At 62.9% G+C, this 13,580-nt stretch carries 6 protein-coding genes; 1 reads left to right on the forward strand and 5 read right to left on the reverse strand.

Annotated elements, in window-relative coordinates; genetic code table 11:
* The first annotated feature begins 35 nt into the window (after positions 1–35).
* The gene (locus tag ACQ4WZ_RS10270; RefSeq protein ID WP_436573320.1) at positions 36–548 is read left to right on the forward strand and encodes a hypothetical protein; all 513 of its coding nucleotides are present in this window, start codon (positions 36–38) and stop codon (positions 546–548) included.
* A 6-nt stretch (positions 549–554) separates the two neighbouring features.
* Here ACQ4WZ_RS10270 and ACQ4WZ_RS10275 read toward each other — a convergent pair whose 3' ends face one another.
* From ACQ4WZ_RS10275 to ACQ4WZ_RS10295, 5 genes are all read right to left on the reverse strand, one after another.
* Positions 555–1,868, reverse strand: a complete 1,314-nt coding sequence (locus tag ACQ4WZ_RS10275) for a DUF3472 domain-containing protein (RefSeq protein ID WP_436573321.1) — start codon at positions 1,866–1,868, stop codon at positions 555–557.
* A 63-nt stretch (positions 1,869–1,931) separates the two neighbouring features.
* Positions 1,932–3,326: a Gfo/Idh/MocA family protein gene (locus ACQ4WZ_RS10280; RefSeq protein ID WP_436573322.1), complete on the reverse strand. Its 1,395-nt coding sequence runs from the start codon at positions 3,324–3,326 to the stop codon at positions 1,932–1,934.
* 66 nt (positions 3,327–3,392) lie between these two features.
* Positions 3,393–6,434, reverse strand: a complete 3,042-nt coding sequence (locus ACQ4WZ_RS10285) for a TonB-dependent receptor (RefSeq protein WP_436573323.1) — start codon at positions 6,432–6,434, stop codon at positions 3,393–3,395.
* A 508-nt stretch (positions 6,435–6,942) separates the two neighbouring features.
* On the reverse strand, positions 6,943–9,888 hold the full coding sequence (locus tag ACQ4WZ_RS10290; RefSeq protein ID WP_436573324.1) for a TonB-dependent receptor plug domain-containing protein: 2,946 nt from the start codon (positions 9,886–9,888) through the stop codon (positions 6,943–6,945).
* Between the two features lie 100 nt (positions 9,889–9,988).
* Positions 9,989–13,339 (reverse strand): TIM-barrel domain-containing protein, encoded by a 3,351-nt coding sequence (locus ACQ4WZ_RS10295; RefSeq protein WP_436573325.1) that lies wholly within the window; start codon positions 13,337–13,339, stop codon positions 9,989–9,991.
* Positions 13,340–13,580: the final 241 nt, after the last annotated feature.

Below are 13,580 nucleotides of genomic sequence, written 5' to 3' on the forward strand. Positions count from 1 at the left end.
CATCCCGGCCATGCCGCCCCCATCGAAAGGCAAACATGCTGCTATCTGAACTGCTGACCAAGCTGACCTGCGGTGACCTGGAAGGAAAGGAGCTCGACGAGGCTGTCACCGCCATCACCGATGCGCCCTCCGCTCCACGCGACGAGTGGATCGACAGCGATGCGCAAGCCTACGCGGTGGCGATCCTCTCGCACCTGGCCGACTATATCGCGTCGAGCGACAAGCTCGATGAACTGCACGAACAGATACAGGACATGTTCGACGAATTCCCCGACTTCCCGTACGAACTGCTCAAGGAAAGTGGCGGCAGCGCGCTGCCCTATTTCGAGTGGCTGGACACGGAACTGGCGCAGCGCGCCGTGGAAGAAAGCGGCTATGACCTGATCCAGATCGACGGCAACGGCTCCGACGAAATGGATGCGCTGCTGGTGTACCGGCGCGATACAAACGACATCATTCAGGCGGCAGCGTTGATGGGCGTGACGATAGGCCGGCCACTCACTTACTATCGCGGCATCGACGCGATGGCGGGCAAGCGGCCGGGCTAAGGGCGCCTATTGCATCGGCAAGGCTGCCACATCGACAGCCGGCGCCTGGCCCGTGGCCGGGCGTGTGAAGTTCTGGCCGGTTTTCACGACATCGGCAAAGAAGCCGCCGTTATGCAGGTAAAACCTGCCGTTTTCCAGGCCGCCTGCGTAATCCATGCGCTGCGCGTTGGTGGCCGTGGCGTCGCCCGTGTAGCGCCCTGCCGTCACTTCCGACCAGGTGCCGGAAACGTTCCTCGCCCACTGGTTGCCGAACTGGACGCGGCGCTCCGTGTACCCCAGGGTATCGATGAAGTTCTCGAGGAAGGAATGCACGCCCGTCAAATATGTGCTGATGGCCGGCCGCTTCCAGGTGGCGATGTAGCGCCACTTGCCCGTTTCGGGCGCGAAGAACCAGGCCGAGTAATCGCTGCCGCCCTTGCCATCAGGCCGCGCGCGCGTGATGAAACGGTAGGTGGTGCCGGCCGCCCAGTCATACGACAGATAAGTCTGTCCGCCCGTGCCTTCGCCACCGAAAGCATTGTCGACCACGCCGGCGCCCTTGCTGACCAGAGTGGTCTTCGCGCCATTGTCGGCATCCCACACCGAGAACAATATCCAGCGCTCGCTCGGTGACTTCACCTGGATGCCCATATAGCCCTGGCCGAAGCCGTTGGCCATGAAATAGGAGCCGATCGCATCCTGTCCCTTGGGTATCGTCATCTCGTTATAAAAATACTCGGTATTGGCCGGCACCGTGTAGCCCATGTGCACGGAAGGTCCGCGCCGCGACCAGTAATAATTAGCCGGATCGTTGGCATAATTGAGCGTGGCATTCGCCGTCACTTTCAGCGCGGTGACGTCGCCGAACGTGGCCTTGGCGCGCGTCAATCCCTGCAAGTCCACCTTCACATAGCCGGCCGCCGGCACATTGACGGTGCCGACGGCGTAGGTCTTGCTGGCCTTGCCGGCCAGCTTGACGTCGAACGGCGTGCCATTGATCTTCACGCGAATGGTGCTGTTGCCGCCATCGGCCAGGCTGGCGTCGAGCGCCACCTGGACGGGGCCCGCCCCGTCCACGCGGAAATACGTACTGGCTATCGCAGCCGGATTACTCCAGCCGGCCAGGCCATGTTCGCCGATGACGGCGCCCTCCTGCCCCCTGGTGATGAAGGCATTGCCGGCCAGTTCCACGCTGGCGGACGTGGCCGGCGCAGCCACGCTGGCGGCCAGCAAGGCGGTTCCGCCCGTGCTGGTGGTGGTGGCGGTGGCGCCGCCGCAGGCTGCCAGCAGCAAGGGCATGGCGGGAAGGACTGCGTACAGCAATGAACCTCGGTGTTTCATCAACGTCTCCTGGAATAGAAAAAACCCGCTACGGCGGCAGGCGCGGTAGCGGGTTGTGAAGGCTTAGTACTTGCCGTCGAGGGCAAAGATCGGCTTGCGCGATTTCCACTGCCCGCCCGTGAAGTCCGGGAAGTCCAGGGTCTGGAAGTTGGCGGCAATAGACTGTTCGGACAGCGGCGTGATGGCGCTCCACGTCACGGCATCGTAGATATCGATCGGCATCGGCGCGTTGGCCTTGAGGGCTTCGACAAAGGCGTGGATGACGAAGAAGTCCATGCCGCCGTGGCCCGCGCCTTCCGCCTGCGCCGCGTACTTGCGCCAGACCGGGTGGTCATACTTGTCCTGGTAGGCCTTGAAGTCGTCCCACTGGTGCGGCTTGCTGACGCCTTCGATGTGAATCGAGTTGTTCAAGTCCATCCACAGGCCGTCCGTGCCTTGCACGCGGAAACCCAGCGAATACGGACGCGGCAGGCTCGTGTCGTGCTGCAGGATGATGGTTTCGCCGTTTTCGCACGCCAGCGTGGTGGTGACGATATCGCCCAGCTTGAATTTCACCTTGGCATTCGCATGCTGCGCGCCGCCCGGCTGCTTGACGATGTAGTCGTGCAGGCCGCGCGCCTTGGTGGCGAAGGCGTTGATGCGCGTAAAACGGTTGCCGCGGTTGATGTTCGTGTACATGGCGCACGGGCCGATGCCGTGGCTAGGATACAGTTCGCCATTGCGGTCGACCGAGTGCTGCGTGCGCCAATGGGCTTCCGACCAGCCCTTTTCGCCGAATTCCACGCCACCGCCATATGGCTTGGCCGGATTGCCGCTGTTGAATTTGACGGCGCGCAGATCGTGCTGGTAGCCGCCCTGCAGGTGCAGCAGTTCGCCGAACAGCCCCGCGCGCACCATCTGCAGCGCGGCCATCACATCGCGGCGGTAGCATACGTTTTCCAGCAACATGTAGGGCGTGCCCGTTTTCAGCTGGGTGTTGAGCACATCCCAGTGGTCTTGCAGGGTGATGCCGGCCACCACTTCGCAACCGACGGGTATCTTGGCCTGCATGGCGGCGATCGCCATGGGCGCATGGAATTCCCACGGCGTGGCGATGATCACGCCATCGAGTCCGCCCGCGTCCAGCATGCGCTTGTAGGCTTTCTGGTCGCGGTCTTCGCCATACGTGCGCGGACGCGGCTTGCCGGCTTTTTCCACCTGGCCCAGCGCGTGTTTCAGCATGATCGGTTCGATATCGCACAGGGCAACCACTTCCACATCATCGCGGCGCACCAGTTCCGCCAGCAGCACCTGGCCACGCATGCCCGTGCCGATCAGACCCAGGCGCACCTTGTCGCGGGCGGCGGCAGGGGCGGCGTTGGCGGCGCCAGGCAGCAATGCGCTGCCGGCCATGGCGCCACCGGCCAGCGCGGCGCTGGCGGACAGGAAATTGCGTCGATTGAATTGTGTTGTCGTCATTGGTCTCTTCTCGCTTCCATTGGTAATGATCGTCGCCGGCCCGCCGCTTGGCAGACCGGCTGCAGTTTAATAGGTGTATTCAGCAGTGAAGCGCACGGACCGCGGCGCCGTGCGGCCGGCCACCTGCAAATAGCTGCGGGCGATGGCTCCATGGTCTTCGCGCGTCTCGTTATAGCGGGTCACGGTCTGGCTGTTGAACACATTGAAGACGTCCACTTTCAGGCTCAGGCCCTTGACGGCGCTGGGAGTATAGGCCACATTCATGTCCAGCTGGGCTTGCCATGGCAGGCGGCCCTGGCTGCCGCGCGGCGCCGGCTTGCCATTGCAATAGAAGTAGGAATCGCCGTAATCGTTCTCGAACTTCAGGTTATCGGGCAGCGCGCCGATGCAGTTGCGTGGCGCGCCCGAGGTCAGCGACAGGTTGGCGCCCACCGTCACGTCCGGGATGACCTGCATGAAGCCGTAGGCCTTGAAGGCGTGGCGGTGGTCGCCCGGCAGGTAGCCATAGGCGTTGTACATCAGTTCCTTGTGGTCGTCGCTGACTGTCAGGCCCACGTCGCCGCCGCCGATGCTGTCCGTCTGGCCTTCCATATTGCCCTTCAGCGCGGACAGGGTGTAGGTCAGTTTGCCGTACCAGCCGTTCGTGTAAGGATGTTCGACGAACATGTTCAAGGCGCGATAGGTGCGCGATGGCAGCGGATTGCCCCACTCTGCCGCCGAGATATCCACGCGGCGCAAGCCCTTGCCGTCATCGAAGTCCACCATCAGGCTGTTGTCGCGGCCCGGGTTGATGATGGCGCACTGGAAGCCGCCCCAGTTGCTCGTGTCGACGCTGTTGCGCGTGGCCCAGGCTTGCAGCGGACGCGCGTCGCAGACGTCGTCGTTGGTATCGTTCAGCTTGCGGTACAGGACGCTGGCGCCCACCACCAGTTTCTTGCTCAGGGCACGTTCGAAGCCCAGCGAGAATTCATCCTGCGACAGCGGTTTCAGGCCGATGGCCGTCACTTCGCGCGCATCGCGGCTCTGGCCATAAGCGTTGTTGGCCGAATATGGCTTGCTGATCGCATGCAGGCCCGTCGGCGCGCCAGTGACGGGATCGACGCCCGTGTAAGTGTACATCTCGCTGGTGGCCAGGAAGGGGCTGGCCATGTTGCTCGACAAATTCGATGGCACCGGCAAGTGGTAGCGGCCGCCGTTGGCAAAGAATTTCAGGGTGCCGTCGCCCAGGTAATCCCAGGTGGCGCCCAAGCGCGGGGCAATCATGTTGCGCTGCGAAATGAAAGCCACGCCATCGGTGCTGTAGTTGGTGAACTGTTCGCGGCGCAAGCCCAGATCCAGCAGCACCCGTTCGGTGACCTGGTAGTGATCCTGAATGTATTGCGCCGATTGCACGCTGGTCGGACGCGCCAGGTTGGCGTTCAGGTCCTTGCTGACGTAATAGCCTTGCGCGCCATAGCCGCCACCCTGGGCTGGCGTCTCAAAAGCGCCGTTGATAGCCCGGTTCGGATCGGTCGCCCGCTGGTAGCTCCAGCGGTAGCCGCCGGCCAGACTCAGGCCCACCTTCGATTCCACGTCGATGCGATCGATGCCACCGCGCAGCGAGTGCTGGCCCAGTTTGTATTCGAGATCCAGGCGCTTGGCTTTCTGGCGGTCTTCCGACGACGGGTCGACCAGGGTGCCCGTCACCGTTTGCGGATTGGCGTACGCCAGGCCAGGCACCTGTGTCGATGCATTCGACGACGTTTGCGCCAGCAGCGGATTGTAGCCATTGGGCGTACGGGTGTGCGAAGTGCGCGATTCGCCCATCATGGCCGTCACCGTCAGATTGTCCGTCAGGTAGCCCGTGTATTTGAAGATGTCGATATTGGCGCCCGGCGCGGCCGATGAGCCGCAGCAGTTGACCGTCGTCTCGCCCTTGCCTGCCTGTACGCCGTTGCTCGCATGCGTGGCGTAGCTGTAGCCATACGCCTGGCTGTCCGTCTTCGTGCGGTCATACAGCTTGGTGTATTCGAAGTGATGGTCGTCCGTCAGGTTGTAGTCCAGCTTGGCCATCATGCGGTCCACCTTGCTCTGGCTGGTGCTCCAGCCGCGCGCCAGGGCCGTGCCCGAGTCGGCGGTGGCGGCAACGGCCTGGCTGTCGGTGCGCGTCTGTTCCAGCGCCACGAAGGCGAACAGCTTGTTCTTGATCAGGGGGCCACTGCCGTACAAGCCCACCACCTTGCTGGTGCTGCCATTGTCGCGGTTCCAGTACAGCAGATTGCCGTCCGTCTTGGGATTGGCGCCCGTATTCGGGTAATAGGTGTTTTCCGGCTCGCCCTTCAGCGAGAGGGGGATGATGGACACCTTGCCGCCGAATTCGACCTTGTTGCCGCCGCTCTTGGTGGTGATGTTGATCACGCCGCCCGTGGAGCGGCCAAACTCCGAACCATAGCCGCCCGACAGCACCTGCAGGTTCGAGATCGCGCCAAACGGCAGCTCCGACGCGCCCACCTGGGTCAGGATGTTGGTGATGGGGAAGCCGTTGACGTAAAAGGCGTTTTCCGACTGGCCCGCCCCGCCGATCGATGGCGCATTGCCGTACACGCTGTTGGTGCCGCGCGCCACGCCCGGCGTCAGCTGCACGATGGAAGCCACGTCGTTACCGACTGGCAGCGCTTTCAATTCCTTGGCGGTGAAGATCACGCCATTGTTCGTATTCGACACGTCGATCGGATTGCGCGACGCTTTCACCACGACGGTCTGCTCCTGCCCCACGGTACCGGCCGCGCTGGCAGGGCCGAAGTTGGCTTCGGCGCCCGCGCCGATCAGCGCTTCGACTTCCTGAGATGCCTCGACCGAACCGGCACGCAGCACGCGCACCGCATAGCGGCCTGGCGGCATGGAGTTGGCCACATAGCGGCCCGACGTATCCGGCGTCAGGGTACGCTGCACGCCCGTCGCCAGGTTTTCCAGCACCACGGTGGCGCCGGCAGGTGCGCTCACTTCGCCGAAAATGGTACTGGTGGCGTTCGACTGTGCCCAGGCCTGGCCTGGCACGCCGGCCGCCAGTGCGATCACGATCGCGGCGGCGCGGCTGATGTCGCGCAATTTGAGTCGGGTGGTATGCATGATTGTCTCTCCGTCTATATCGAGGGTTTTACGCGCCCTCCCAGCTCCAGGGCGGAGTCGGGGGCGCAATTTTTATGGTGGTCGTCGGCCGGTGCAGCCAGGCAACCGCACCTTTCGGGAAATCGGTCCGTATCGGCCGATTTTCGTTTTCTTGGGATTACTTTAAAAAGAAAAATAAGTATCGTCAATGAAAAGAAAGTTATAAGGCAAAATTATCGTTAAACGTGGCACGAAAAGGCGATTTATCTTTCGATTGAATGAGTGTCGAGGCAGATAACTTTCGTTACCGTGGTGTGGCAGATACACCTGAACGCAAGGAGACGGTCGGCAGCGCATATTTCGCACAGGAACCGGGGGAGAAAAACGCGAAAGTGGACATGGCTATCCACTTTCGCTTACGCTTATCTTTCGTATTGCGCATTTCGGAATGCTGTCTTTTTCTTTTCATGACAGTAGCCCAGCTCGCCATAACGCAGGTCGCGCTGGCGGGCCGGGGCATCATCACGTCTTAAAAGAACTTGTAGCTGGCCGAGAGGGCAAACTGGCGGCCGAACAGGTCCTGGCTATGGTTGTAGCCTTCCCATCCGTTCGGGTCGTAGTACGGCTGCTTGTTGAACGCGTTTTTCACGTTCAGGCCCACGTCCAGGTGCTTGATCGGCTTCCAGCTGAAGGCCAGGTTGACCGTGGTGTACGACGGCGCTCCCTTGCACTGTCCTGCAGGCAGGGCCACGGAGGCCGCAGTGCAGTTTTCCGGTGTGTTGTCCTTGTCCCAAGGACCATACGCCCAGCGCGTCTTGCCCGAGTAATTGACGAACACGCTGCTGACGAAGTTGTGGTAGCTCCAGTCGGCGTTGACGGTAGCGCGGTAGCGCGGCGAATCGTAGTAGCCGACGGTATTGCCCTTGATGTCGCTGCCGTCTTCGCTGTCATGGGTGTCGCGCTTGCGGATGGTGGCCGCGATGCCGGTGCTCAGCTTGCCCCAGTCGCCCAGCGCAAAGCGCGTGCGCGCATCGATGTCCACGCCGTCCATCAGGGTACGGCCACGGTTCGAATACGAGTTGATCAAGCCGCCCAGGTTGCCCACCGAGTAGCCCGGCACGCCAGCCGCGCACACGCCCGCGTTGGCGGGATTGGCGCACATGGCCGCCACCGCCGCCATGTTGCCCCGGTCCGCGTCGGTCAAGCCATTGCGGATGGCGCTCGACGTGCCGGCCAGAGTGGGGCCGTACTTGTCCACCAACTCCGTAAACAGCTCGTTGAAGTCCTGGCGCACGATTTCGTCGCGGCGGTTGATGAACCAGTAATCGAGCGAAATGCTCACGTCTTTGGCCGGCTGCAGGACCAGGCCCACGGTCGAAATCTTGGCCTTCTCCGGACGCAGGTTCTGGTTCGGCGGGGTCAGGCCGCCCACGGTCGTCGAGCAATTCGAATTGAGCAAGCTCTTGCCCAGGTCCGCATCCGTCGCCACCCGGGACTTCATCAGGGCGCGCGCCATGGCGTTCGTTTCATCGCAGCGCACAGTGTCGCGGATGCCGCCCACCTGCGCAAAGACGCCGCCCGAACCCGCTTCAGCCAGATTGGGCGCGCGGAAGCCCTCGGAATATGTCCCGCGCAGCATCAGGTCAGGCCGCGCGCGCCAGATCACGCCCAGCTTGGGCGCCAGGTTGGCGGCGAAATGCGGATATTTGTCCAGGCGCGCGGCCGCATTGACTTCCAGCGTGTCGCTGAGCGGCACCACCACTTCGCCAAACACGGCGGCGATGGTGCGCCGGCCATCGAACCAGGAACCGCCCTGCTGCGTGATCAGGCCATTGGCCGCGTCCGCGTTGCCGGGCGTGAGGAAGCTCTCACGCATGATGTTGGTACCCACGGCGGCGCGCACTTCGCGCTCACCGAGCTTGAACAAGGTGCCTTCCAGCTTCGCATCCCAGGTCATCAGCTTGGTCCAGGATTCGATGGCGAAGGTCGGGTAGGCGGCACGCAGGAGCGCCGCGTTGGCGTCGCTGATTTCGCCGAACTTGTAGGCGGGATTGTCCGAGATATACGTGCGGCCGCTGACAGGGTCTTTCGTGAACGGGCCAAACGCCTGCTCAAAACCCTTGATGTTGATATTCGCCGTCTGGAACAGCGTGGAGTGGCTGCCCGCCACGCTCAGCGCCGTTTCAAAATCCCAGCCGCCGCCGAGGCTGCCGCGCAAGCCGACGAGCGCGCGGTAGTTTTCATCGACATTCTTCTGGCCGAAGTGGCTCGTCGCATCCTGCAACAGGTAATTCAAGCCGGCCGCGCCGCCCATTTTGGCCACCATGTCGGCATCGAGCTTGCCTTTCAGGTAGACGTTGTTCGGGCTCAGGAAAGGCGTGGCGAAGGTGTTGAGGGTATTGCCTGTGTTACGCGCGAACCAGTTATTCGTGCTGCCACTGTTGAAGCTGGACGGACCATTCTCGCCGCGCATCTTGATGTGGGTGAAGGCGCCTTCCGCGAACGCTTCCATGTCGCCACCCAGTTTCAGCCGGCCGCTCAGGTAAGCCGTTGCACGCTCCGAGGTCGGGCCCGTGTCGAGCTGGTTGGGCAGCGCATTCCACACGCAGCGACTACCCGACGCCTCGGTGATGCTGTTGTTGCAGCCTGGCGCGGCGCGCTGGGTGCGGGCATTGTTGTTGGCCTTGTCGAAGACAAAGAAGGTCCCGGGATTCATCACACCCGGTTCGCTGCCGACGCCCACGCGCATGTTCGGAATGAAATTGGGATTGTTTACATAAAAATACGAGGGACGCTTCTGGTAGGTATCGGCCAGCGCGATGCGGTCGCGCTGGTAGACGTTCACGGAACCGTAGATGTTGTAGCCGTCGCTGGCCAGGTCGCCCAGGCCGTACAGCACGCTGGCCTGGCGCTCGCCATAGGCTTTCACGCGGGGAGAAAACTCGCCGTTGGCGCGCGCTTCCAGGCCCTGGTAGCTCTTTTTGGTGATCACGTTGATCACGCCGGCCACGGCATCGGAGCCATACACGGCCGACGCGCCGTCCGTCAAAATTTCCATGCGCTCGATGGCGGCGGCAGGAATGGCGTCGATATTGACGAACATGGTCTGGAAGCCGGCTGGCGCGCCATAGAACGACAGGCGGCGGCCATTCAGCAGCACCAAGGTGCCCTGCGCCCCCAGGCCGCGCAAGTTCGCTTGCGAACCGCCGTCCGACCCCGTGAACATCGAGCGGAAGTCCTGCTGCGCCGGGCGGGCGGCGGGCAGGTTGTCGAGCACCTGCAGCAAGGTGAGCGCGCCCATGTTTTCGATCTGCTTGGCATTGATCACCTGTACCGGCGACGCCGTTTCCGCGTTGATGCGCTTCAGGCTCGAGCCCGTCACTTCGACGCGCGCCAGTTTCTCCTCCTCCGCTGCCAGCGCTGTCGACGCCAACCCTACCGCCACCATGGCGGCCATCAGTTTTTTCAAGTGCATTCCCATCTCCCTCTTATAAGTGATTTGTTTTCGTCAGGCTGCAAGAGCCCCTCCCCGGTCCGAAGAGGGGCTCGTTTTTAGTGAAATGATTGAAGGCCGGTTAGCGCGGCTTGACTGTCGCGCCTTCCGTGCCGGTGAGTACGGCATTGGCCCAGTTGCCGCAAACCTGGGCCGGCCGGACGCCGCGCGCGCCCAGAGTGCGCAAACTGAGCTGGCTCAGGCCGCGCACGTCGATTTCGGGTTTGACCACCCCGGGAGCCGTGACCAGGCCGCTGTCGTACAGCAGCCGCTCACCGCTCCATACCTGGAATTGCAAGCCGCCCGCGCTGCGGCAGCTATCGTCCACGCCCAGGTCGGCGCGCAGCAGATTCCAATTGCCAGCCAGCTGCAAGTCGATGCGGCTGGCTGGTCCCACGCCAAGGCCCTTGCGGAACCACAGCCCGTTCATGCGCATCTCGGCCGCCTTGCCGGCCGGCCGGTCTTTCGCGATATTCTTCGGCAGCGCCAGGTCCGACAGGTAGCGCAGCACCTCCTCGCCTTCGGCCATGCGGTGTTCGAGCACGCGGAATTCGGACAAGGTCACTGGCGCCACGTCGGTCGCCAGCGCCGCATCAAACGCGCGCGCCACCGGCCCCGCTTGCGCCGCAGTGACCATCGGATCGGTGGACGCTGCGCCGTCACCTTCCGGATTTTGCGTGCTCATGACGCGGAAGCGCAGCAAGCGCCCGGCCGTGGCCGGAAAGTTGATCGTCTGCTTGCCTTCCTGCAGCTTGAGGGTGCCGCGCACCAGCGGCGCACCCCACTCGCCGTTGTTGTCGCCGATGTAGATTTCATAGTCGCGCACCTGGCCATGCTTCCAGTGCTGGTCGTTGCGCGGCGCCAGTTCGATGCCGTCCACCAAACGCCGTTCCGTAAAGCCGATCACCCATTCGTGCGGACCGCTTTTCACGGACGGGCTACGCACGGTGCGGAACCATGTCTCCGGCTTGCCATCGAAGGCGTTTTCCAGCGGATAGCCGCTTTCTTCAAACGGACGCGCCACCACCTGCATGGCGTCGGCCGGCAAGGCGCGGCCCGGCACGGGGGCGGCCGGGAAATCTGCATCGATTCTCGCCACGGCCAGCGCACCAGCGACCTGCAGCATCAAAGGCTGGCGGATGTCCTGCGACGCCACTTTCACGTGCAGGGTGCCTTGCCGGTCTGCCGCGTCGAAATACCAGCCTTCGATCGCCTTGTCATAGGCGGCACGTTCACCGGATGCCGCGATCAGGCGCTCACCCGCGCGCACGGCGGCCGGTGCCTTGCCCGCCAGCATGCGCAGCGCGTAACCACGGCGCGCCTCCTGGCCCTGGTACTTGCCATCGACGGCGCCGATGTCGACCTGCACATCGCCGCCCGTCTGGCGCATGCGGATGACTTGCTGGCTGAAGGCGCCGCCCTGGTACTGGCGCGTGTTGCCGTCGTCTTCATACAGCGTGTACGCGGAATCGCCATGCGGGTAGATATCGAGGGTCAGCTGATCCTTGGGCTTCTGGCCGTCGTACAGCATTTCCGGATACATGGGCAGGATGGCGCCAGCGCGCACAAACACGGGCAGCTTGTCCAGCGTCACCTGCATATCCAGGTCGCGCCCTTTCGCGTCCGCCGTGGCCTGGCGGCCATCCCAGTAGTCGTACCACGTACCTTGCGGCAGGTGGATGCCCTTGCGCCAGCCGCCGCTGACGGCCTGGCTGCGGTAAACGGGTGCCACCAGCACGTCGCGCCCCAGCAGGAATTGGTATTTGTACGCTTCCGTGTAGGCGGCCGGGTCTTGCGGGTAATCCCACATCAGGCCGCGTACCAGCGGCGCGCCCGATTGCTCCGCTTCGCGCACGAGCGTATACATATACGGTGTCAAACGCATCTTGAGTTTCAAATAGCGGCGATTGATGTCGCGGTACGGCTCATCGAACCACCACGGATGCTTGCGCTCGGCCGCGGCCCAGCCGGACATGCCCATCAGGACGGGCGTAAAGCTTTTCCACTGCAGGTCGCGCAGATAGGTTTCCGGGCTGCCGCCGAAGATGGCATCGACGTCACCGGACGCATACGCCTGGCCCGACAGACCCGAACCGATCAGGGTCGGAATGTGCCAGCGGATGTAGTCCCAGCTGGCGCTCTGGTCACCCGTCCACGCCACCGCGTAGCGCTGGATACCGGCCCAACCCATCACCGTCCACAGGAAGGGGCGGCTGTCGGAGTTGTTCAGGATGCCGTCGTAGGCTGATTTGTTCGCATCCATGGCGAACTGGTAGCCCTTGCCCGTCCACGCCACGTCCAGCTTCTGCACGCGGCTGCCCGCCTGGCCCACTTCCCAGGCGATCTTGTCGACACCATTTTCCGTCCACAGGCCCGTGCGGAAGCCATAGCCAGCCAGTCCCTTCACCGTTTCCGGCAAGTTCGTATAGCCGCAGCCATAGCCATCGTTGGGCAGGATCCAGCCGCCCGGCATGTCGTGTTCGCGGTACTGGCGCGCCACCGTTTCCACCACGTCCGGCGTCTTGCCCGTGGGGCCATCGGTCCAGCCCTTCGGCACGGAGCCGGGCTTTTTCACATTGTCGCCGTCGTTGTAGCAATCGGCGTCGCCGTATTCCAGTGCCCAGCGGGGCAACATGCGCGCGCGGCCCGTCAAGTCCGTGTAGCGGGCGACGACGTCGCGCAGGTCCTTGCCGACAAAGAAATACGCATCGAAGCGGCCTTCCGCGTGCTGCAGCGAGATCTGCTCCTTGTCGCGCAAGTCGTAATTACCGTCGGACCAGGTATTGCGCAGCATGCCCCAGCCCCGTGAACTCATCAAAAATGGCGCGGGATTCGGGCGGTCGCCCTCTTCCCAGCCGCCCGAATACGACACGGGCACCTGCTTGCCCTTGAATTCGAAGCGGCCATTTTGCTGGCCGCCACCGAAATAGCGTTCTCCCGGCAGGCTGGAAAGCACCTGCACGCCCTGCTTGTCGTCCAGCGACAAAGGCTGCACCTCGCGCCACAGCGGTACTGCGTCGCCCTTGCGGAACAAGGTAAAGCGCAAGGGTTTGCGGTCGATGCGCAAGCTCAGGGCCTTGGTGCTGATCAGGACATGGTCGGCCTGCTCGCTGAGCTGATACGCCACCTGCGCCGCAGGCTGACCGACAACGATGGGCGCGGCCTTGTCGCCCGGCCCCGTCAGACCGGCCTTGCCGCCCGCCTGGATGCGCAGCACGTCCACCTGTGGCAGGCTGATACGCAACTGCATGCCCGTATCGCTGCGCACATCCCAGCCCAGCGCCTCGCCCTTGGCCACGTCGGCCAGGTGCACGGCGGAGAGCGACTGCAAATTGCCGAGCGGCGCGGCATGCAGGCCAGGGGCAGCCAGGGTGGCAAGGGCGGCGAGGACACAGGCGGCAAGGACGCGGCGGGGAAGCGGGAGTGGTTTCATCAGGCGGCTTTCAGAAAATCGAAGTGATGGAAATACTTTAAGAAGAAAAATAAATATCGTCAATCAAAACAAAGTTTTGCAAGCAATTTATTAATAAAACGCCCAAAATTGGCGCATTTTTCTTACGTTTCACCAAAATGTCACAAAACATACTTTCGTTATCGTCGCATTTCAGCGACAAGCGGCAGCACAACTGGGTTTCATGCGGCACCGCAACACGATACAGACCCGATAAAACGAC

The sequence above is a fragment of the Janthinobacterium darwini genome (assembly GCF_051380905.1).
Taxonomy (GTDB): domain Bacteria; phylum Pseudomonadota; class Gammaproteobacteria; order Burkholderiales; family Burkholderiaceae_D; genus Janthinobacterium.